This is a genomic window from Alkalimarinus coralli (assembly GCF_023650515.1).
Lineage (GTDB): Bacteria > Pseudomonadota > Gammaproteobacteria > Pseudomonadales > Oleiphilaceae > Alkalimarinus > Alkalimarinus coralli.
The window spans coordinates 2,394,116-2,415,517 of record NZ_CP096016.1 but is presented as its reverse complement, the minus strand read 5'-3'; the positions used below and the strand labels follow the sequence as shown (position 1 = coordinate 2,415,517).

The following is a 21,402-nucleotide window of genomic DNA, read 5'->3' as shown; positions in this document are numbered from 1 at the left end:
GGGTTAAAGAAAGGATATAGACAAATATAGGTCAAATACTACAGGAGGTAACGGTGAAAACATCTATTCATGTGCTATTGCTGTCATTGCTAATAGTGGGTTGTAATTCCAATTCGTCAATTGGAGACTCTCGAGACAGGGAGCCGAACCGGGAAGCAGGCAAATACGAATATCAGCTTTATGGCAAGCTTGAAAAACTAAATGATGGCTATTCGTTTACTGAATTTTCAGAGTTGTATGAAGGCTCAGACCCTTGGGTTAGGTTGTCTGACTTGCGTCCAATGTGGAATGTTCATGATGAAGACTGCCTTGCTGGTGTTGATGTTGCAGGCTTGAACCGGCAATGCAGCTCTGAAGATGAGCGACTGTTTAGAGTATCTCAGGTAGATTTTACGCCAAAAAAATCAGCTGGGTATGCTGTGTTGTCGGTTTTTACGTTGGGAATGGGGCTAGCATCCCCTCCAGCAGCAGTGAAATTTGATCGTGAGAAATTTGGTGAGGCGGTTAAGCAAGCAGAAGAGAAGTTAAACTCTCTTGGAAAGGCGTTTGGATATAATTATCGGGATGTGTTGCGAGATTATAATAGCGAAAAAGTAGAATTTGATAGGATTTACGAAAATAAGACCAAATCCTATAAGGTTAATGCCGTACCGAACATAAAGTTGATTGATCAGTCCGGCTTGTTCGACAAAAATTCCAGAGACTTTGAAAACCACATTTCGGTTAAGAAAAATATCCTAACGCAATCCAATAGGGTCAAGGCATTGGGCGCAAAAGAAATTAGCAATCTTCTTTATTTGGTTAAAAATCAAAACAAATTGCTGTTGGCTGATTTGGGAGATAGTGTATCTACTCTCAATGTCTCTTGTACTGAGGGGGTCTACCTATATGCCGACTATCAGCTGAAATGCCCGAAACAAATCAGTGCATCAATGGATGCGTTCGATGTGCAGGTTTTTGTGAAAGCAATGTCATACCAAAATGTATTGCCTAGGTCGTTTCTTGCAGAAGATGAACAAGTATCGATCTATTTAAAGGATGGTAAATTTATCATATCGAATAAAAGTAAAAACTACATTACGATCGATAGCTTGTCGTTTTACCACAATGGGAAAATTGCCACTTTGGCTGAGTTGGATCATGAGCTTGCTCCATTCTCCAAATCCACGCAGCATAGCGCAATTTCCGTTCAAAACCTCTCATTAGATAAAAAGGCTATCTATTTCAGTGGAGTTACGCAGGATATTGCGAAAAATACTGATGTAGAATATGGCATTGCAGCAAAATATCGAATCATAAACATGGATAAAGAGAATACGCTTTTTCGTTCTCAAACATTTACACTGTTAGAGTTGATTTAGGTTAAATACTTGCTCAGGTTGCCGTCGCACTAATAGAGGAGACTATATTTGCGGCGGGCTGTTCTCTTATGGCTTGATTTGTTTGATGATATTGCTATGTGTGTCTCGTCGTTTATCAGGTTGCTGACGAAAAAAAACCAACTAGATTTCTCTAATTGGTTTTTTAATTGGTAGCGGGGGCCCGATTCGAACTGACGACCTTCGCTGGCTACTGGAGGGCTGAGCCCGACGTGTTTTCTATCTTGTCATTTACTAAATAATAGACGAAAAAAAACCAACTAGATTTCTCTAATTGGTTTTTTAATTGGTAGCGGGGGCCGGATTCGAACCGACGACCTTCGGGTTATGAGCCCGACGAGCTACCAGGCTGCTCCACCCCGCATCAATACTGGTATTTCAAACTAAATTTTCGTTGAATTTTAAAAAAGCGACTCATTAAATCGATTTTTTAAACTTGGTAGCGGGGGCCGGATTCGAACCGACGACCTTCGGGTTATGAGCCCGACGAGCTACCAGGCTGCTCCACCCCGCATCAACGTGGGGCGTATACTATAGATGGCCGCGCGTAACGTCAAGTTTTTATTGTACTCAGGGCACAATTGGTCGTTATATCAAGAGGCACTGTAAAACAATGAGATAAGGTCATCATTGATACACGATCTATACAACCAAAATGCTGAAAATAAATGAATATTGGTTTAGGCTAGGTATATTAAACACAAGAGTAACAGTATAACAAAGACAACAAAGAGCTCAGAGACAACCAGATTATGCCAACTGTGGAAGAGTTAATCGAAAGGGCCAGGAAAAACGAAGATATTGCCAGGCGACTTTTTGATATAGAAGTTCAGATTATGAATATCGGGCACTGTTCTGACTTTTTTGATCAACTGCTCTCGTTGGTCGCTGACAAGTTTAATATTGAAAATGTGTGGGTTTCTCTCACTGACTCGCCGGTTAATGACCACCTTCTGCGTTCTATTGGGAGAGACAAAAAGCAAGATAAAAACCCGTTACTGCATATCATGGCGACAATGGATTTTTTGCAAGCCACTCAAAGTAGCCGTGAACCGATTTTGGTGAACGATGGCTTTAAAAAATACCGTTATCTTATTCCTGCTCCTATTTATCCGAAACTTGGTTCTATGGCCATTTTGCCACTGGTTGTGGATGGGAAAATAATTGGCAGCCTTAACCTGGGTGACAGTTCGACAGACCGGTATGAACCGTCAAAAGATAGCTTCTTTCTAAAACAGCTTGCCGTTAAGGCGTCTATTTCGCTTACCGGTGTTTCAATCAGAGAGAAAATCAGCTTTCTTGCCACCCGTGACCCACTGACACTTCTGCGCAACAGGCGAGAGATGGAGGAGTCACTTGATCGAGAGTTGAGCCGAAGCAGGCGTCACCATGACCCTCTGGCTCTGGTTTTTATTGATTGTGATGACTTTAAGCTGGTGAATGATACATATGGCCACGACTGCGGGGATATGTATCTAAAATACGTGGCCAATAAATTGATCGATATGACCCGTAAAGGCGACATGGTGTTTCGGTTTGCCGGTGATGAGTTTGTCCTGCTTTTACCGAACCAGAATACCAGTGATGCGGAGCTGATTGCGGGTAGAATTAAAGATCATCTGTCAGAAAGCCCTATGGCATATAGAGGGCTGCAAGTCTCGGTTGCGATTAGCTATGGTTCAATTTCGACGGATCAACTGGTCGAACCTACGTATAAAACATTGCTAAAAGCCGCTGATGAAAAACTATACGAGATGAAAAAGCACAAACCGCCTCGTTGCTCGCTGATTGATGTGCTGGATCTTCATTAGCACCTCGATTTGGCTTACCAGCAGGGCGTTTAACGTTCGCCCTGTCGGTATGCGCCGGGGGTTAGCCCGGTCCACTTTTTAAAGGCCCTGTGAAAGGTGCTGGGTTCGGTAAAACCGACTAAATGGGCTATTTCGTTTATCGAAAAGTCCATGCGACTTAAATGGTAAATTGACTGATCCCGTCGAATGTTGTCTTTGATTTCCTGATATGAGGTGTTCTCTTCTTTTAGCCGACGCCTGAGGGTTTGTGGGCTTAAGTTAAGCTCCGCAGATACTGTCTCAAAATCAGGCAGCTCTTCTCTTAAGTCTCTCCCTATTTGCTGCCTGATTCGGCTGGTGTAACTGTTGTAGTCATCCGGCTTTCCCAACAGATTTGCAGGTGATGACTTTAAAAAACTTTTCAGCTCTGGCTCATCTCTGATGATGGTTTCTTGTAGGTAGCGCGCACTGAATACTAACTGGGTGCAGGGCTGATTAAACGTTAGAGGGCAGTGGAAAAGGTGCTTATATTCATCTATATGCGGAGGTTCCGGATAGTTGAATGAGACGCTATCAAGCATGATGCGTTTTCCGGTTAACCAGCAGGAAAAACGATGCCAAATAACGAGCAGACTCTCTTGCAGAAAGTGATAGGGGTCATCTAGCTGTTCATCAAAAACAATCGTTAACCGGGCTTGCTCCTCGTCCCGGCTTAATGCCATGGATACCGGTTTTTCGAATAGATTATAAAATGCGTCTGCGCGCTTGAATACGCTTTCCAGTGTATTGCAGTGAATGGTTAGATAACACATGGTTGCAAAGGTGCCGGGCTTGCTTTTAGTGGATGCAAAGCCCATGTATTCGTCTTCCATGGTATTCCATATTATCTGCATTAAGCGTGTATATTGCTTGTCAGTTACACGCGCGCCTTGTTGAAGCATAAGCTCAGGCTCAATGCCCGCCTCTAACAGCATGTTTGATGTGTTGTAACCTTTTTTCTTAGCGCCACTAAGTGCTGCTGTTACAAAGTGTTCTGAAACCGTTAGTTTTGCCATGTCTATCCGGGCTGTCGCTAGTTCTAAATATAGAGTTGGGATCAATCATACCGAGCGCTAGGTTGATATGGCAAATTAAAGGGCAATAGTTTTGACCTTCAGAATGTGTGTGGTGTTCAGAATTTTTCGGGGGAAAGAATCTTGCACATGAGTGAATATGCTATTGGAAAAGTTGCTATTTCACATTGAAGGGGGTCGCTCTGACGCCTAGTATGAACGGATATAAAACCGATAATAGACTGTTGTTTCCTTGGAGAATCATATGACCGGGCCACTAGCCTCTTTAAAAATTCTTGATTTCTCAACTCTACTGCCAGGGCCTTACGCTTCGATGATGTTAGCGGATATGGGGGCGGAGGTGTTGCGTATTGAGTCGCCGACAAGGCTCGATTTGGTCAGGGTTTTACCGCCTATGGATGGTGATACCTCGGCAAGTCATGCATTTTTGAATCGGGGCAAGCGTTCCTTATCGCTGGACCTAAAGAAAGAGGGCGCGGTTGAGATTATTAAAAAGTTGGTAAAAGAGTATGACGTGGTACTGGAGCAGTTTAGACCAGGCGTTATGGAGCGTTTAGGTGTTGGGTATTCGGTCTTATCTGAGATAAACCCGGCATTAATATATTGCTCTATTACCGGGTATGGCCAAACCGGCCCCTATAAAAACCGGGCAGGGCACGATATTAATTATCTATCACTGGCGGGAGTATCCAGTTATAGCGGGCGAAAAGAGCAGGGGCCTCCACCGTTAGGGGTGCAGGTTGCAGATGTGGCGGGCGGCTCGCATCATGCGGTGATGGGGATTTTGGCGGCGGTTATTCATCGACAGCAAACAGGCGAAGGGCAGTTTGTTGATGTAAGCATGACAGATGCTGCCTTTGCGCTGAATGGAATGGCTGGAGCAGGGTATCTGGCAGCGGGGGTTGAGCCAGCAGCAGAAGAAGGTGTTCTCAATGGCGGCGGGTTTTATGATTATTACGAGACGGCCGATGGCCGTTATTTTTCTGTAGGGGGGTTGGAGCCTGCGTTTATGAAGGCGCTATGTGAAGCATTGGAGCGGCCTGACTTAACGAGCATAGGAATGAGCCAGAACAAAGATGATCAACGCCAGTTTAAGACGTTTTTGAAGGACTGCTTCAAGCAGCGCAACTATAGTGAATGGGAGGCGCTGTTCGAGCAGGTTGATGCGTGCGTTGAGCCTGTGTTGTCATTTGCCGAGTCGACTGAGCACCCTCAGCTTGACGCAAGAGATATGGTCATTGGCGTTAAAAAAGCGGATGGCACAACTCAAAAGCAAATCGGACACCCTATAAAGTTTTCTAACACCCCGTGTTATTCAGCGTTTAGCGGGGCAAAAATAGGGGCTCATACAGACGAAGTGCTTGCTAGCGTGGGACTCTCTGGCGAACAGATAGCGGAATACCGTGAACGCGGCTTGTTTGGTTAGAGCTGATCGGGCGCGGGGCACCCTTGTACAGTTAGAGGATTCCAGATTGGGCGCGGGGCTCCATTGAGTTAGGGGAGGGATACAAATCGGGCGCGGGGCACCCTCGTACTGCGAGTTAGCACTCATTTTAGAGAACTTGTTGGAGGGTGCCCCGCGCCCGATAGGGTTATAACCTAATTAGTCGCGATATTCCCCTGGGGTTTTGCCTGTCCAGGTCTTAAAACTGCGGTGAAATGACCGGGCTTCTGTAAATCCAAGTCTAACGGCAATTTCCTGAAGTGGAAGCTGGCTGTTTTTAAGGTAGTCTACCGCCAGTTCCTGCCGAACTTCATCCAGTATCTGCTGATAACTGGCTGACTCTTGCTGTAGTTTACGCTGTAATGTTCGAGCGTTCATTCCCATCTGTTCTGCGACGATATCTTTACGCGACACCCCTTGCTTTAATTGAGACCTGATTGCGTTTTTGACCCGAGTGGTGAGTCTGGCGGAGTTGTCAGAAAGAACTGAAATCTGAGAGGACGCGTGTTCTTCAAGGGTCTTCCGAAGAGATTGGTCGGGTTGTCTTAATGGCGTATCCATGTACTCCTGATTAATAACCAGGCAACTGGTGGGCTGATCAAACATCACGGGGCATCGAAATACCTCTTCATAAGCGTTGATTATGCTGGCATCAGGTTTTTCATGCTCCAGTCTCACTTCCAAAGGGCCTTCATCCATGTTGGCAAGCCAGCGTGTGTAGTTGCACCATGAGGCCAGTACATTATCAATCATGTGGCGGCGCACAACTGGGTCAGGGTAGGCACAGTTCCATGTGACTAAAACCTTATCATCTTCTGTTTCAATAGAGGTGACGCCCATATCCCCCACCAGCTTTTCATAGGGGATTATTCGATCAACCGCATCTTTAAGTGTTGAACAGCTCATTGTGATGTAGCCGAGCACACTGTACGAGCCAGGCTGAACGTAGTCTCCAGACTTGAGCCCAAGCAATGGGTCTTGAGATTGGTCGATAAGGCTGCGTATCAACTTCTGGAACTGTTCACCGGTAATACGCTCGCTCTCTTTGGATATAAGCGAGGGGGTTAGGCCCGCTGCTTCTAACGTAGCAGGGATAGATAAGCCAGTATCTTCTGCATAACGAAGGTATTGTTGAATTGCCGGTACTGATGCGAATCCCAAATGTTTCATGTGGCTTGCAGTGTCATTAATAGGTTGATCGGTTGTGGCCTGTGGTTACAGAGAGCCGAGCCATTTATACGAGTATTTTAATGGCTCAATATGATGAGCGACTTGTCGTAATAGGTCACTGACTCAAAAACTATTATCTATAGTATAACTACCTATCACAAGTATATTTATTAATCGAGCTGTGCAGCTCAATAGCGTGCTACAGCAAACTGAATCGTACATAGAGTAATCAGGGGAAGGCAATGCGTCGTTGGAATGGTTGGGGTGATGAAGCAAACAGTTTGGATTTACCGTCAAATGCGGATAGCTTTTTAAGCGAACGTATAGGTGTGGCGACACCGTTGAATGATGTGTCGCTGGAGTCTGTGGTTGCCAAAGTACCTGCTTCTCGCATTCCAGAACACCCGTTAATTGTTACCACTGAAGAAGATCGGGTACGTCATGCGAGAGGGCAGAGCCTTCCCGATTTGCTTGCAACACGCAGTGGTGATTTCGGCGTCTTTCCTGATGGTGTTGCTTATCCAGAAACCAGTGATGAAGTGGCGGAGTTGCTCAAGTTCTGTAGCGAGAAAGATGTTCTGGTAATCCCTTATGGCGGGGGAACCAGCGTTGCTGGACATATTAACCCTTTCCAGTCTGAAAAACCTATCCTGACCATAGATATGGGGCGTATGAACCGCTTGATGGATCTTGATGAAGAGAGCCTGATTGCGACATTCGGTGCCGGGACTCCAGGCCCTCAAGTTGAAGCTCAACTGCATGCAAGGGGCTATACCCTCGGCCACTTTCCACAGTCATTTGAATTGGCAACGTTGGGCGGCTGGGTAGCAAGTCGTTCAAGCGGCCAGCAGTCATTACGTTATGGCCGAATTGAACAGCTATTTGCAGGGGGACGGATGGAAACCCCTAAAGGCCGAATGGATATACCCACGTTCCCAGCCTCGGCTGCGGGGCCTGATGTGAGAGAAATGGTGTTGGGTTCTGAAGGGCGCATGGGCATTATCAGTGAAGTGAAGGTGCGCGTCTCCAAGCTGGCTGACCAGGAAAATTTCTATGTGATTTTCTTCCCTGAGTGGACTAAAGCAAAAAATGCAGCAAAAGCTCTGGTGCAGTCTCGTATCCAGCTTTCAATGCTGCGTTTAAGTAATGCCATTGAAACAGAAACCCAGTTGGCACTAGCGGGCCACGAAACGCAAATTGCGTTAATGGAAAAAGCGCTTTCGTTTAAAGGCGCATCGACTGGGAAATGCATGATGACGCTGGGGCTAACTGGCTCTAAAGCGCAGTGTAAGGCGTCACTGTCTCAGCTTAAAAAGATTATTAAATCATTCGATGGTATTTATACCGGAACCATGCTGGGCAAAAGATGGGCAGAAAAGCGTTTCACCATGCCTTATCTACGTGAAGCGCTGTGGGAAAAAGGTTATGCGGTTGATACGCTCGAAACGGCAACCAACTGGGAGAATGTAGATAACCTGTTGAATAAAATGGAAGAAAACCTGAGAACCGCATTGCAAGATCAAAATGAAAAGGTTCATGTATTTACTCACCTTTCACACTTTTATGGTCAGGGTTGTAGCATCTATACAACCTATGTTTATCGCACGGCGGACAGTTATGAGAAGACGCTGGATTGGTGGGCAAAACTGAAGCATTCAACGTCTGACGTGATTGTTAACAACCGAGGCACAATCAGCCATCAACATGGCGTGGGTAAAGATCATGCACCTTTCCTTCCTGTCGAAAAAGGTGAGTTGGGTATGTTTGCTATTCGTACCTTGTGTGATGCGTTTGATCCGGAGAAAAGAATGAATCCCGGCACGCTATTGATGGACGAATAACAACACGAATTGACCTAAATGGCGAGGCGTTCTCGCCATTTAACGTTCGTTATTTAATCCGTTATTGAATAGAAGCCTCAAATTGAGGGTGTGCTTCACTTATCCAGCTCAAGGCACCGGAGATAAACATGAGTGAGTCGGTTTGGTCACCAGGGTGGCGGGAACAGCAAATAAGCAAGCTGCGACTACAGCCTGAAGAAAAACAGTGGGATCTAATTGTGATTGGTGGCGGGATAACCGGCGCAGGGGTGATGCGTGAGGCAACCCGGCGTGGTTTGAAGACCCTGCTGATCGAGCAAAAAGATTTTGCATGGGGAACATCAAGTCGATCATCGAAAATGGTTCATGGTGGTTTGCGGTATCTTGGGTCAGGCCAATTTGGGCTGACACTGGACTCGGTCAAGGAGCGACAGCGATTGCTCGAGGAAGCGCCTGGGTTGGTTGATCCCCTTAATTTTTTAATGGGACACTACAAAGGCGGGTTTCCTGGCCCCTTTATTTTTAATGTGCTGCTGACAATTTACGACTGGATGGCCGGCAAGAGAAACCATCGCTTTATTAAACGGGCAGTGAAGGATTTTTTTGCACCGGGCATGAAAAGCAGCAACCTTAAAGGTGCAACGCAGTTTGCTGATGCCGTAACTGATGATGCGAGGCTGGTGCTGAGAGTTCTGCATGAGGCTAACAGTGAAGGTGGCGTGGCGCTTAATTACGTATCCGCTCAAGATACCGTCCGAGAAGGCGGCCGCGTTAAAGGTGTGCGTGTTAAAGATGAGTTGAGTGGTGCCAGTTTTGATATTTATGCCAGCGCGGTCGTTAATGCGTCAGGAGCCTGGACTGATGAATTGCGTGCTCAAATGGGGGCTGAGTCGGTTATTCGCCCACTGAGAGGCAGTCATTTGGTGGTGCCATCCTGGCGTTTACCGACTGCCTATTCGGTGAGCTTTTTCCACCCCAAAGACAAGCGTCCTGTTTTTGCCTTTCCATGGGAAGGGGTTACTGTTATTGGCACCACTGACCTTGACCATAAGCAGGACATGAAAAAAGATGCCAGCATCACCCAGGAAGAAGTCACCTACTTGATTGATGCAGTGAATGAGCAGTTTCCCGGTGCGCATATTAACGAAAATGATGTTGTAGCGTCTTATTCCGGTGTTAGACCTGTGGTTGGCACAGGTTCGCTTAACCCCTCCAGCGAAAAGCGAGAACACTCCATTTGGGATGACCAAGGGCTTATCAGCGTGGCCGGTGGAAAACTGACCACATTCAGGTTAATCGCGTTAGACGTGCTTGATGCGGCAAAAGAGTATTTGCCTGCCCATACTGCAAATAGCAGCGACGCGGCAATTTTCAAAGAAATTACCCCCTATGTAGGCGATGTGCTCACCAAATCCAAATTAACTCCTCATCAGATCAGGCGGTTAAAAGGACGATACGGGCGTCATTATGGGGCTGTAACTACAGGAGTCTCCGAGGCAGAACTTGCGCTGGTTGAGTCAACAGAAACCTTGTATGCGGAGCTTCGCTGGTCACTTGAGAATGAAACTATCGTTCACCTTGAAGATCTTTTATTGCGCCGAACTCGGCTTGGTTTGTTGATTGGTAATGGTGGAGAGGCCATTTTTGACCGACTCAAGCCGCTTTGTCAGTCGATACTTGGCTGGGATGACGAGCGTTGGAATACTGAGTTGGCGAGCTATCAGAAACTCATTGAAGAGTGTTACTCATTGCCCGCGCGTAAAGCGGCAAGGGGGGCATTATGAGCGAGCGTTATATACTGTCTATCGATAATGGCACCCAGAGTATTCGCGCGCTGTTATTTGATACAGAAGGGAACCTTATTGGTAAAGGGAAATATGAGTTAGAAGCCTATTTTTCTGAAAAGCCCGGCTGGGCTGAGCAACATCCTGACTACTACTGGACATCTCTTAAAAAAGCCTGCGATAGACTTTGGTCAACGGTAGATATCGACCGTACCAAAATTAAGGGAATGTCAGTCACAACCCAGCGCGGAACGGTGATTAACCTTGATAAGGAAGGCAAGCCGCTAAGGCCTGCCATTATATGGCTCGACCAGCGACATGCGGAAATAGAAGGGCCGGTAAAAGGCGCTTGGGGACTGCTGTTTAAAATTGCTCGGGTAGGCGATGTGATAAAGCGTTTCCGTGAGAAATCTCAAGCAATTTGGATTAAACAAAACCAGCCTGAAATATGGGATAAAACTCACAAGTACTTGTTGCTATCGGGCTACCTAACCTATCAGCTGACAGGTCAGTATGTGGACTCTGTGGGTTGTCAGGTCGGCTATATTCCGTTTGATTACAAAAAACTCGACTGGGCGGGCAAGTCTGACTGGCGTTGGAACTTGCTGTCGTTAACACGTGATATGCTGCCCAAACTTGTTCAGCCAGGCGAAAAAATGGGCAACGTAACGGCTCAGGCTGCCTTACACACAGGTATTCCAGAAGGAACACCTGTATTGGCCTCTGCGTCTGATAAAGCATGTGAAATTATAGGCTCTGGAGGTAGCGCTCCGCATATTGGTTGTATGAGTTATGGCACAACGGCCACGATCAATACCACCAGTGATCGTTATGTAGAGCCTATTCCCTATATGCCCCCATATCCTTCAGCGATTCCCAAATTCTTTTGTACGGAAATCATGATCTATCGTGGCTTTTGGATGGTGAGCTGGTTCAAAAAGGAGTTTGGGCATCGTGAGCAAAAAATTGCAGATGAGAGAGGCATTGAGCCAGAGCAGCTGTTTGATGAACTGGTCAATCAGGTGCCAGCTGGTTCGATGGGCCTGATGCTGCAACCTTATTGGTCGCCGGGAGTAAGAGATCCGGGGCCAGAAGCGAAGGGCGGCATAATTGGGTTTGGTGATGTGCATACCCGCGCACATATCTACCGGGCTATTCTCGAAGGGCTTGCCTATGCACTTAGAGAAGGCAAAGAGAGAATCGAAAAAAGAAGTGGCCGTAAAATCACCAAGTTAAGAGTGGCGGGTGGCGGCTCCCAGAGCGATGCCGCGATGCAGCTAACTGCGGACATCTTTGGTATTCCGGCGGAAAGGCCTCATACCTATGAAACATCTGGTTTAGGTGCCGCGATTGATGTTGCAGTGGGGCTTGGTATCTATCCTGATTTTGATACGGCTATTAATAAAATGACCCGTGTCGGTCGAGTATTTGAGCCTGACCCGGAAACCGCTGAGAAGTATGATCGTTTGTATAAAGAGGTGTATCTGCAAATGTATAAACAACTGCAGCCACTATATCGATCTATTAGGGACATCACCGGTTACCCGAGTTAATAGTTTTTAAATAATCTATGCAGGCCGGACATTTTACGAAGAGGGGTTCAGAGTCGAGAATGGCGTGATGGTTCGTTTAGCATAGCGAACGGCATTTGCCATTAAGCAATATAAACGGCCGCTACTGCGGCCGTTTTTATTTGTCTGTAACGATGTAGAGTGCGTCTAAAGCTCGTATTGCAGGCATAAAAAAAGCGGGTGACCTGGGTCATCCGCTTAAAGAAATAAAAGGCATGAAAACAAAAACTGTCGGATTGTAGTCCTCATTATGCGCATCACTGCATAAGCCCATAAAAACAGCGGAGGTACTACTTAACCCTCCGCTTATGGGGGATACTACTCAAATCCACAATTAAAGAATAAGCGCTGAGAGCCGAACTTTCTACGATAGATTGGTAATCAACTGTTTTTAAACGTTAATGTAGTGTAACGCTGTGTAAGTTGAGCTGGCCTATCGACTTTACTTATATAGGGTGCTCCGCGCACCAGTGTGGGTAAGTAGAATGGCTTCGTTAGGTGCGCAAGCACACCCAGTAGGAGGTGGAGCTATTAGAACGTGGAGCCATGCATGATGTACCTTAAGGGGGGCGCATGCCTCCGTGTTGGCAATAACTCTAAGCTATTTCTTCGGGAGCGCTTTTCCACCGGTTGATAGAAATGGTGCCCGTATCGTAAGAGTATTGCAGCTTATTGAGTGCAGTGCGTTCAACCTCCTGAGCTTTTGGAGGGGATTGCTCGCTACTAACCGCACAAACGCTCGTACCCGCTTGTACTGATACAAAGCCGGCGGTTGTTTTAAATGCTTTCAGGTTGATGCCATCGTGTATTCGTCGGTAGCAGCTTGTTGTGCAGTGGTCGATATTATTAAAGTTTGCGATGACGGCAAACTGACTTTCACTGACCCTGCATACGGTATCAAGCGGTCTGATCAAGTGACGCAAGCGTCGAGCAATGCCTAACAGAATTTCTTCTTGCACGGTGTGGCTATAATTAGTCCTGATCTGAGCCCAGTTTTTCACACCGAGCAGCAAGTAACTGGTCGCGCCGCCTCTGGACTCTGCATGCACAAGGTTGCCGGATAGCTTCTGCTCTGCGAACTTCTGGTTACCGAGCCCGGTTTGCAGATCTATCACGTTTTTCGCCTCCAGCTCCCGGTTATTGTCAACCAGTAACTGATTTGCGATTAACAGTGAGTTTTGCAGGTCAACAATACGGTCCGCAGCATATATACGCGGCAGTAGCTGTTTGTTCATGTCAGACTTATAGATAAAATCATCGACGCCTCTGTCAAAGGCTTCTGAAAGTGCCTCGACGCCTTCTTTTGCTGTGAGGAGAATGATGTAGGTGTAATGGTTGATCTGCTCATCAAACTGTCTCACTCGACCAGCCATTTGCAGGCCATCCATTTCTGGCATGAGCCAGTCTGCGACTAAAACGCTGACCGCTCTTTCTTCCATCATTTTCAGCGCGGCAGCAGCACTATTGGCAAAGCGAATGTCTCTATAGCCAGCTAATTTAAGTGTTTTTCCAATAATAGTACTACTGAATTTTGCATCATCAACAACAAGAATGGGTAAGTCTAAATTAGGCATATTTAAAGCGTCTAAAAAGTGATCTATAGATAAGTTTTCAATGGGCAGATTTCTTTTGAGACGTTTTCTCGACTACTGCGCTCGCAAATACAGCGTTTAAAAACGGCATTGCTTCGCTCATGACGTCGTGCAAGGGTCTCTTTTTGGTATATCCAGGAAAACTAATTCAATACAGGTATTAATCTATTACCTCTAATACCCGCTTGGAATATAAACAAGTCCAACACAGCATAGTGGGATTATTGTTTTCTGTCTACGCTCAACTTTAATTGAAGTGAACTGTATCTCTCATATTAAAAAAAACAAACGATTCGTTATAATGCTTTATGCTAGTTAAATCGTATTTACTAATATCTATCGGAGTCATGGAATGCCATCATTTGATACTGTTTCAGAAGTAAACATGCACGAAGTCACCAACGCAATTGATCAGGCAAAGCGAGAGATGGGCAACCGTTGGGACTTTAAGAAAGTCGATTCAAATATCGAGTTTAAAGATGAGACTGTAATCTTAAGTGCAGAAGAAGAGTTTCAGCTCGATCAGCTATACGACATACTGTTAATGGCATTTGTTAAGCGCAAGCTGGATGGCCGCTCTCTGGCAGAAGGCGAAGATAGTAAATCCGGTAAACAGGTTAAGCGAAGCTATAAGCTCAAGCAGGGTATAGATCAGCCAACCGCTAAAAAAATTGTCAAAATGGTTAAGGATGCAAAAATAAAAGTGCAAGCCGCCATCCAGGGTGACAAGGTGCGTATGACGGGCAAAAAGCGTGATGATTTACAGGAAGTTATGGCTTTTTTACGCGAAGCGGATCTGGATACCCCCTTACAGTTTGACAACTTTAGGGACTAAAACAACCTTTACTGATCTTTGAACGCAGCATGACGCTGAATAAAATAGATTAGCAGTAAGACTGGAACCCCCATTAAGCTGGCGATTAAAAAGAACGTAGGGTAACCCAGATTATCAACCATGCTGCCTGAATAACCGCCAATCATTTTAGGCAGCAGTGTCATTAAAGAGCTGAATACGGCGTATTGCACCGCAGTGAATGAAATATTCGTCAGGCTCGAGAGAAACGCTACAAATGCCGCGCTTGCCAAGCCTGCGGTAAGATTGTCAGCGGAAATGACCAAGTATAATAATGGTAGATTGTGACCGGCCCCAGCCAGCAGCATAAACAAAAGATTGGTCGCGACGGTTAATGCCGCGCCTAAGTATAAAATTCGAATGATGCCATAGCGCATAGCCAGCAGCCCGCCTAAGAAACCTCCGGCAATGGTCATGAACAGGCCAAATGTTTTAACAACGGTGGCAATTTCTGACTTTGTAAACCCCATATCTTGAAAGAAAACATTTGAGATAACGCCAAGCACTATGTCTGATATGCGATAAAAGCCGATGAAGGTGAGCAGCAGAATGGCGAGTTTAATGCCGTAACGGCTAAAAAAGTCAGCAATGGGGTCTATGTAAGTCTCTTGAACCAGCTCGCGCTCATATAGTGGGGTGTGTGACATGGCTTTGATAAAGCCAATTACGAGTAAAAAACCAGAGATTAAGCGCCCAGCCTCAACCAGCAAGTTGGCGAGTACGCTATTGTGAGTGATCTCTTTAAACTGTATTTTTAGAAGCACTGCTTCACTCGCGGTATGAAGATAAGTCAGCACGAAAATAGTGACGCTCATGGCGAATATTGACAGGAATTTCAGGTACTGCTGAGTGCTATACTGGTGGGTTGCAGTCGGCTGGCTGCATGGCTCTTTAATGACAAATGTCGTGATAAGGCCAACCAACATAGATAAGCTCATACAGAGGTAGGTCACTTTCCAGGCATCATAGCTGTAGGCGCCCGAAGTTGACCCCAGATAGCTTGCCAGTACCAGAGCACCTGCTCCTGACGTTAGCATGCCTATCCGGTAGCCAGCAATGTATGTGGATGACATGAGTGCTTGCAGGTCTTGTTCTGCTGACTCAATTCGATAAGCATCAATAACGATATCTTGTGTGGCTGCGGAAAACCCCAATGCAACAACAGCTACCGCCATCAGTTCTAAGGCGTTCTCCTGCACAGGATTCACCATTCCGATCAAGGCGATAGATGACATTATGGCGAGCTGGGAAACCGCGAGCCAGCCCCGGCGACGCCCAAGTATGCGAGTCAGAAAAGGCAGTGGCATTCTGTCGATCAGAGGTGCCCACAAAAACTTGAATGAGTAGGCGAGTGCTGCCCAGCTGAAATAAGTCACCGTTGAGCGTTCTACACCGGCTTCGCGGAGCCATAAAGAAAGTGAGGAAAAAATCAAAAGTAGTGGAATACCAGCAGAGAACCCCAGGAACAACATCGTTATGACGCGAGGGTGCTGAAATGATTTTACTGATTGAAGCCAGTTATGATGCTGATGCATAAAGTTTTGTTCGCACACGAAAAAGTGCCGCTATCATAACCACTTTTACCAGGCTTTGCGATTGTCTTCACCACGGGTGGGCAGATAGACTGACCTTGCCTGTTGCGGAAAATGAAACGCCTTCAGACTCTAACCTTGATCTTTGTTCATTATATTTATCTGAGTTTGCCGGAAACGAAATCAGGCCTTTGGCATTAAGAACCCGGTGCCAGGGGATAGTTGTGTTTTCTGAAAGGTTGCGCAGGACATAACCTACATGGCGGGCGTAACCGGGAAGGCCCGCTCTTTTTGCTACGTCACCATAACTGGTGACTGAACCGTAAGGGATTTGACTGATGACAGTCAAAATAGATTGTGTCGCGTCGCTATTTGCCATGAAATCACTCATAGGCTTCATGAGGTTACCAATGAAGCCGCTTCAAGAATGAAGCGGCCTCTTTTGCTTTATAGACTAAACTCTCAACCCACCATCGACTTCGATAACCCGGCCGGAGAGGTAATCATTTTCGAGAATATACGCGATGGTTTGCGCTATTTCATCTGGCTCACCCATGCGACGCAATGGAATCTGGCTTGCCATCATTTCCAACGCTTCTGGTTTCATTGACGCGGTCATTTCGGTAGCGATGAAACCAGGAGCAACGGCCATTGAACGAATGCCATAACGGGCAAGTTCTTTTGCCCATGTTACGCTCATCGCCGAAACACCGGCTTTAGCAGCAGAGTAGTTGGTTTGTCCCATATTTCCTGCCTGTGAAATGCTGGAAATATTGATGATGCAGCCTTGGTTGTTATTCTGAATCATTTGGGTCGCGGCTTCTCTACCACATAGAAATACGCCAGTAAGGTTGACATCGATAACGGATTGCCACTGTTCAATCGACATGCGCTTTACAATTTCGCCATCTTTGGCTTTGATTAGCAAACCATCCCGCAGGATTCCAGCATTATTAACCAGTCCATTGAGCTGGCCAAAATCACGAGAGATAGCGTCGAAGGTTGAGATAACGTCATCTTCTTTGGCGACATTGCATAAATAGGATTTGGCCTCGCTGCCTGCCTTTTCACAGAGTGCAACGGCCTCATCAAGTCTGTCCTGATTTAGATCGATAAGTGCAAGCTTAACGCCTTTGCTGGCTAAATAGACAGCCATTGCGCGACCTAACCCTTGCCCGCCACCGGTAATTGCTACAACAGAATCTTGAAGTTTCATATTTGGCCTTAATATATAGAGATATATGGATTGAAAATATAATGAGACCTATGCACGGCTACTGCGCTTACAAATTCTTCGTTAAAAAATGACTCAAAATGCTCATTTATTTAATATAAACTGCGCTTTTTCGTCACTTTTTGCCTTGTCTTTGTTTCGCTCATAACACCGTACAAAGGCCTCAAAATGATGTTTGTGAACGTCACGCACGGCGCGGTATTATGTCAGTAATCTCCACATCTGGCCATACAATCAGGCTGCTTTAAACTATAGAGCATACTGAGGGGTTTGCCTTGCCTCTTGTTTGTGGGCTTCCACTTTATCTAACGCTAGGATTACTATGAAAATTTTATTTATTCTCTTTATCGTCATGCCCATTGTCGAAATGACTGTACTGATAAAGGTGGGGTCCTTGATCGGGGTTTGGCCAACCATATCGTTTGTTGTCTTAACAGCGGTTATTGGCGCATCAATGTTGAAACGCCAAGGGCTTAGCACCTTGATGCGTGCTAATCAGAAAATGAATGCCGGTGAAATTCCCGCTAAAGAAGTGGCAGAAGGCTTTATGTTGGCTGTTGGTGGTGCTCTATTACTCACGCCAGGGTTTGTTACCGATGCGATTGGGTTCTCGCTTTTGATGCCGGGTATCAGAGGCATAATGATTAATCAGTTGATGAAAAAAATGGTGGTAGCGGGAAGCCAGCAGTTTTCACAGACTTATACCTCAGCAGGTGGCCCTTTTACTCAAACACGAAGCACATATAGAACCTATCAAGATCAGGATGGCGTTATTATTGAAGGGGAGTTTGTTAAAGGGGAAGGCCAGGACGAGCCTTCGCAGCATGGCTCGCACTCAGAGCAGATAGAAAAAAAATAATTATTTTTTACCTTTCTCTATTGAAATGAATTTAAGCAACCCCATTTATAGAGCCACCACTGTTCAACTGACGTTAACTTGCTAACCGTGGCCTGATCAGTCAGTGCTTTTGGTGACTTGTTAACGTTAATCGTTGATTAGTTAATATTGATTTTTTTCGGATTAATAACCTAATTTTGGAGAATCTGTGAAATGAAGATCCGCCCGTTACATGATCGTGTAGTTGTACGTCGCAAAGATGAAGAAACTACGACCGCAAGCGGCATCGTACTTCCTGGAAGTGCAGCTGAAAAACCATCTCAAGGTGAAGTTGTTGCTGTAGGCACTGGACGCATTATGGATAATGGCGACGTTCGTCCATTAGCCCTTAAAGAAGGCGATACCGTTGTATTTGGTCAGTATTCAGGTAACACCGTTAAGGTTGATGGCGAAGAGCTGTTAATCATGAGTGAAAGTGAAATCTTTGGCGTACTTGAAGACTAATAAGTCCGGGTTTTTGAGCTTTTAACAGGTTATATATCAAAGGTTAATAGGAAGGATAAAATATTATGTCAGCTAAAGACGTTAAATTTGGTGATTCAGCACGTAAGCGCATGCTTGCTGGTGTAAATATTCTTGCAGACGCAGTAAAAGTAACGCTCGGACCAAAAGGCCGTAACGTGGTACTGGATAAGTCGTTTGGTGCACCTACCGTTACTAAAGATGGTGTTTCAGTTGCTAAAGAGATTGAACTGAAAGACAAGTTCGAGAACATGGGCGCGCAGATGGTTAAAGAGGTTGCGTCTCAAACTAACGATGCAGCGGGTGACGGTACGACGACTGCAACCGTATTGGCTCAGGCCATTGTAAACGAAGGTCTTAAAGCGGTAGCTGCGGGTATGAACCCTATGGATCTTAAGCGCGGCATCGACAAAGGCGTTCAGGTTGCTGTTGAAGAAATTAAGAGCTTTTCACGCCCTTGTGAGAACAACAAAGAGATTGCTCAAGTAGGTACGATTTCTGCGAACAGTGACACTGTTGTCGGCACTATCATCGCAGAAGCAATGGATAAGGTGGGCAAAGAAGGCGTTATCACTGTTGAAGAAGGTAGCGGCTTGGAAGATGAACTGGATGTTGTAGAAGGTATGCAGTTTGACCGAGGCTACTTGTCTCCATACTTCATCAACAATCAAGATAATATGTCTGCTGAGTTGGATAACCCATATATTCTTCTTGTTGATAAGAAAATCTCAAACATTCGTGAATTATTGCCTGTATTGGAGAATGTTGCAAAAGCGAGCAAGCCTTTGTTGATCATCTCTGAAGATGTTGAAGGCGAAGCATTGGCAACCTTGGTTGTTAATAACATGCGCGGAATTGTTAAAGTTGCTGCGGTTAAAGCGCCAGGATTTGGTGATCGTCGTAAAGAAATGCTTCAGGACATTGCAATCCTGACTGGTGCGACCGTTATCTCTGAAGAAGTTGGTCTATCGCTTGAGAATACGACGCTTGATGACCTGGGTACAGCTAAGCGAGTCAACATCAGCAAAGAAAACACCACTGTGATTGATGGTGTAGGTGCTGCTGCAGACATTGAGGCGCGAGTAGCTCAGATTCGCAAGCAGATCGAAGAAAGCTCTTCTGACTATGACCGTGAGAAATTGCAGGAACGCGTAGCTAAGTTGGCTGGCGGAGTTGCGGTTATCAAGGTGGGTGCTGGTTCAGAAGTAGAAATGAAAGAGAAAAAAGCACGTGTTGAAGATGCACTTCACTCAACGCGAGCAGCAGTAGAAGAGGGTGTTGTTCCTGGAGGTGGTGTTGCGTTGGTTCGTGCACTCCAGTCAATTGCTGATCTTAAAGGTGATAACGAAGATCAGAGCGTTGGTATCAACTTGCTACGCCGAGCAATGGAAGCACCTATGCGCCAGATCGTTGAAAATGCTGGAGGCGAAGGCTCTGTTGTAATCGATAAGGTTAAACAGGGTGAAGGCAGCTTCGGTTACAATGCCGGTAATGATGAGTACGGTGATATGCTTGAGATGGGTATTCTTGATCCTGCAAAAGTAACCCGTACCGCATTGCAATCAGCTGGTTCTATTGCTGGTCTAATGATCACGACCGAGTGCATGGTTACCGAGCACCTTGAAGAAGGTGGGGCTGCGCCTGCGATGCCTGATATGGGCGGCATGGGAGGCATGGGTGGCATGGGCGGCATGATGTAATTCATCCCCTTACCGCTTGATCTGATAAACGCACTTAGCCTGCGTTTGTCAGTCGCTCTTTTTAAAAGCCCCTTTAAATGTAAAGGGGCTTTTTTCGTTACGGCATCCCGCCCATAATGTAGCAAAAATGAGAAAGTTCTACTTTTAGGTATAAATATCTGATAAAAGCTGGATTTAACGTTAGAATTAGGCTGTAATTTATTGAAGTTAGACGCTCGCTTTGGGGCACTGAAGAAGAAACTGATCAAGTGTTTAAGAAAATATTGTTATTTTTACTGGTGGGGGTGATCTCTTATATCTCCTTTTTGATTGCAACTCTTCCTGCCAGTTTTGTATGGAAATATCTATCGCCTCAATTACCTTTGAAACCTCTACAAATTAATGTCAAAGGGCTCTCTGGCACAGTTTGGGATGGCGAAGCGTATGTTTCTTCAAAGGGGATAGAAGGAGTATTGGATTGGGATATATCGTTAACTGGGCTTTTTGCCGGCCAGCTACCGATTCAGCTTGCAGTAAAAAGCTCTGCAGGCACACTCAATACGGACATCAGTGTATTTTCGAATGGTGTGGAACTTAGTGGCACCAAAGGAAAAATTAATCTCCAGGCTCTAAATACGCTGTTTAAGAGACAACGAGTCACACTTAACGGCGATCTAACTATTAGTAGTTTGGAACTGGGGTATTTTGACCGCGCTGTGACATCAGCGACTGGGCAGTTTGATTGGAGTGGTGGAAGAGTAGAGTATCCGGCAGGAAGAGAGATGCATGGTAGTCAATTTCCGCCATTTATTGGCAAAATAAGCCAAAAAGGCGATATCGCACTCATGCACATTAGCGACACTGAATCTTCTGTGAATGCAATTGAAGCACAATTGGATCGAACAGGTACGGCGACACTCAGGGTTAAGCGGAGGCTGCTCGATTTAGCTAATGAACCATGGCCAAAAAACTCGTCAGAAAATGATGTTGTATTCAAAGCCAAAAGAAGGATTATGTAGTACGATCCTCCGTCGCTGTGAAACGAGCGATTACAGGTTGAAGAACGGGCCAGCGATGAAATAGTAATCCGCAGTTAGCTAAATGAGTTATTTAAAAACATA

Annotated in this window: 17 protein-coding genes and 2 tRNA genes; 11 read left to right on the top strand and 8 right to left on the bottom strand. The window is 45.7% G+C overall.

The window, feature by feature from the left end:
* Window positions 1-53 precede the first annotated feature (53 nt).
* Complete coding sequence (locus MY523_RS10705) at window positions 54-1,361, top strand: hypothetical protein (protein WP_250654696.1); 1,308 nt, start codon at window positions 54-56, stop codon at window positions 1,359-1,361.
* 305 nt (window positions 1,362-1,666) lie between these two features.
* Here the strand turns inward: MY523_RS10705 and MY523_RS10700 are convergent.
* Together MY523_RS10700 and MY523_RS10695 are read right to left on the bottom strand one after the other, a co-directional pair.
* Window positions 1,667-1,743: transfer RNA gene (locus MY523_RS10700), tRNA-Met, on the bottom strand.
* 73 nt (window positions 1,744-1,816) lie between these two features.
* A tRNA-Met gene (locus MY523_RS10695) sits at window positions 1,817-1,893 on the bottom strand.
* 238 nt (window positions 1,894-2,131) lie between these two features.
* Here MY523_RS10695 and MY523_RS10690 point away from each other — a divergent pair.
* Window positions 2,132-3,190, top strand: a complete 1,059-nt coding sequence (locus MY523_RS10690) for a sensor domain-containing diguanylate cyclase (protein ID WP_250658749.1) — start codon at window positions 2,132-2,134, stop codon at window positions 3,188-3,190.
* A gap of 29 nt (window positions 3,191-3,219) precedes the next feature.
* Here the strand turns inward: MY523_RS10690 and MY523_RS10685 are convergent, their stop codons facing one another.
* The gene (locus MY523_RS10685) at window positions 3,220-4,224 is read right to left on the bottom strand and encodes an AraC family transcriptional regulator (RefSeq protein ID WP_250658748.1); all 1,005 of its coding nucleotides are present in this window, start codon (window positions 4,222-4,224) and stop codon (window positions 3,220-3,222) included.
* 262 nt (window positions 4,225-4,486) lie between these two features.
* On the opposite strand from MY523_RS10685, the gene MY523_RS10680 reads away from it, so the two are divergent.
* Complete coding sequence (locus tag MY523_RS10680; RefSeq protein ID WP_250658747.1) at window positions 4,487-5,668, top strand: CaiB/BaiF CoA transferase family protein; 1,182 nt, start codon at window positions 4,487-4,489, stop codon at window positions 5,666-5,668.
* Window positions 5,669-5,845: 177 nt separating this feature from the next.
* Here the strand turns inward: MY523_RS10680 and MY523_RS10675 are convergent, their stop codons facing one another.
* On the bottom strand, window positions 5,846-6,856 hold the full coding sequence (locus MY523_RS10675; RefSeq protein ID WP_250658746.1) for an AraC family transcriptional regulator: 1,011 nt from the start codon (window positions 6,854-6,856) through the stop codon (window positions 5,846-5,848).
* A 242-nt stretch (window positions 6,857-7,098) separates the two neighbouring features.
* On the opposite strand from MY523_RS10675, the gene MY523_RS10670 reads away from it, so the two are divergent.
* The 3 genes from MY523_RS10670 (at window position 7,099) to MY523_RS10660 (ending at window position 12,013) form a co-directional block, all read left to right on the top strand.
* Window positions 7,099-8,697, top strand: a complete 1,599-nt coding sequence (locus MY523_RS10670) for an FAD-binding oxidoreductase (RefSeq protein ID WP_250658745.1) — start codon at window positions 7,099-7,101, stop codon at window positions 8,695-8,697.
* 128 nt (window positions 8,698-8,825) lie between these two features.
* Complete coding sequence (locus tag MY523_RS10665; RefSeq protein WP_250658744.1) at window positions 8,826-10,460, top strand: glycerol-3-phosphate dehydrogenase/oxidase; 1,635 nt, start codon at window positions 8,826-8,828, stop codon at window positions 10,458-10,460.
* Window positions 10,457-12,013, top strand: coding sequence for an FGGY-family carbohydrate kinase (locus MY523_RS10660; protein ID WP_250658743.1), 1,557 nt, complete (start codon window positions 10,457-10,459; stop codon window positions 12,011-12,013). The genes MY523_RS10665 and MY523_RS10660 overlap by 4 nt, the downstream gene beginning before the upstream one ends.
* Window positions 12,014-12,627: 614 nt before the next feature.
* Here the strand turns inward: MY523_RS10660 and MY523_RS10655 are convergent.
* On the bottom strand, window positions 12,628-13,605 hold the full coding sequence (locus MY523_RS10655) for a response regulator (protein WP_250658742.1): 978 nt from the start codon (window positions 13,603-13,605) through the stop codon (window positions 12,628-12,630).
* A gap of 370 nt (window positions 13,606-13,975) precedes the next feature.
* Between MY523_RS10655 and MY523_RS10650 the strand changes: the two genes are divergently transcribed.
* On the top strand, window positions 13,976-14,458 hold the full coding sequence (locus MY523_RS10650; protein WP_250658741.1) for a YajQ family cyclic di-GMP-binding protein: 483 nt from the start codon (window positions 13,976-13,978) through the stop codon (window positions 14,456-14,458).
* Window positions 14,459-14,466: 8 nt separating this feature from the next.
* On the opposite strand, the gene MY523_RS10645 is transcribed toward MY523_RS10650, so the two are convergent.
* From MY523_RS10645 to MY523_RS10635, 3 genes are all read right to left on the bottom strand, one after another.
* Window positions 14,467-16,029, bottom strand: coding sequence for an AmpG family muropeptide MFS transporter (locus MY523_RS10645; protein ID WP_250658740.1), 1,563 nt, complete (start codon window positions 16,027-16,029; stop codon window positions 14,467-14,469).
* Between the two features lie 49 nt (window positions 16,030-16,078).
* On the bottom strand, window positions 16,079-16,387 hold the full coding sequence (locus tag MY523_RS10640) for an MGMT family protein (protein WP_250658739.1): 309 nt from the start codon (window positions 16,385-16,387) through the stop codon (window positions 16,079-16,081).
* 75 nt (window positions 16,388-16,462) lie between these two features.
* Window positions 16,463-17,224 (bottom strand): SDR family oxidoreductase, encoded by a 762-nt coding sequence (locus MY523_RS10635; protein ID WP_250658738.1) that lies wholly within the window; start codon window positions 17,222-17,224, stop codon window positions 16,463-16,465.
* Window positions 17,225-17,564: 340 nt separating this feature from the next.
* Between MY523_RS10635 and MY523_RS10630 the strand changes: the two genes are divergently transcribed.
* From MY523_RS10630 to gspN, 4 genes are all read left to right on the top strand, one after another.
* Window positions 17,565-18,101 carry an FxsA family protein gene (locus MY523_RS10630; protein ID WP_250658737.1) on the top strand — a complete coding sequence of 179 codons (537 nt, stop codon included), beginning with the start codon at window positions 17,565-17,567 and terminating at the stop codon, window positions 18,099-18,101.
* A gap of 192 nt (window positions 18,102-18,293) precedes the next feature.
* Window positions 18,294-18,584 (top strand): co-chaperone GroES, encoded by a 291-nt coding sequence (locus tag MY523_RS10625; RefSeq protein ID WP_250658736.1) that lies wholly within the window; start codon window positions 18,294-18,296, stop codon window positions 18,582-18,584.
* Between the two features lie 65 nt (window positions 18,585-18,649).
* Window positions 18,650-20,302: a chaperonin GroEL gene (gene groL / locus MY523_RS10620; RefSeq protein WP_250658735.1), complete on the top strand. Its 1,653-nt coding sequence runs from the start codon at window positions 18,650-18,652 to the stop codon at window positions 20,300-20,302.
* Window positions 20,303-20,550: 248 nt separating this feature from the next.
* Window positions 20,551-21,300, top strand: coding sequence for a type II secretion system protein N (gspN, locus tag MY523_RS10615; RefSeq protein ID WP_250658734.1), 750 nt, complete (start codon window positions 20,551-20,553; stop codon window positions 21,298-21,300).
* The last annotated feature ends 102 nt before the right edge of the window (window positions 21,301-21,402 follow it).

What these genes read in the sequence shown, in the direction of transcription:
- MY523_RS10690 (WP_250658749.1), top strand. Translation starts at nt 2,132, where the DNA reads ATGCCAACTGTGGAAGAGTTAATCGAAAGGGCCAGGAAAAACGAAGAT.
- MY523_RS10685 (WP_250658748.1), bottom strand. Translation starts at nt 4,224, where the DNA reads ATGGCAAAACTAACGGTTTCAGAACACTTTGTAACAGCAGCACTTAGT.
- MY523_RS10680 (WP_250658747.1), top strand. Translation starts at nt 4,487, where the DNA reads ATGACCGGGCCACTAGCCTCTTTAAAAATTCTTGATTTCTCAACTCTA.
- MY523_RS10675 (WP_250658746.1), bottom strand. Translation starts at nt 6,856, where the DNA reads ATGAAACATTTGGGATTCGCATCAGTACCGGCAATTCAACAATACCTT.
- MY523_RS10670 (WP_250658745.1), top strand. Translation starts at nt 7,099, where the DNA reads ATGCGTCGTTGGAATGGTTGGGGTGATGAAGCAAACAGTTTGGATTTA.
- MY523_RS10665 (WP_250658744.1), top strand. Translation starts at nt 8,826, where the DNA reads ATGAGTGAGTCGGTTTGGTCACCAGGGTGGCGGGAACAGCAAATAAGC.
- MY523_RS10660 (WP_250658743.1), top strand. Translation starts at nt 10,457, where the DNA reads ATGAGCGAGCGTTATATACTGTCTATCGATAATGGCACCCAGAGTATT.
- MY523_RS10655 (WP_250658742.1), bottom strand. Translation starts at nt 13,605, where the DNA reads ATGCCTAATTTAGACTTACCCATTCTTGTTGTTGATGATGCAAAATTC.
- MY523_RS10650 (WP_250658741.1), top strand. Translation starts at nt 13,976, where the DNA reads ATGCCATCATTTGATACTGTTTCAGAAGTAAACATGCACGAAGTCACC.
- MY523_RS10640 (WP_250658739.1), bottom strand. Translation starts at nt 16,387, where the DNA reads ATGGCAAATAGCGACGCGACACAATCTATTTTGACTGTCATCAGTCAA.
- MY523_RS10635 (WP_250658738.1), bottom strand. Translation starts at nt 17,224, where the DNA reads ATGAAACTTCAAGATTCTGTTGTAGCAATTACCGGTGGCGGGCAAGGG.
- MY523_RS10630 (WP_250658737.1), top strand. Translation starts at nt 17,565, where the DNA reads ATGAAAATTTTATTTATTCTCTTTATCGTCATGCCCATTGTCGAAATG.
- MY523_RS10625 (WP_250658736.1), top strand. Translation starts at nt 18,294, where the DNA reads ATGAAGATCCGCCCGTTACATGATCGTGTAGTTGTACGTCGCAAAGAT.
- groL (WP_250658735.1), top strand. Translation starts at nt 18,650, where the DNA reads ATGTCAGCTAAAGACGTTAAATTTGGTGATTCAGCACGTAAGCGCATG.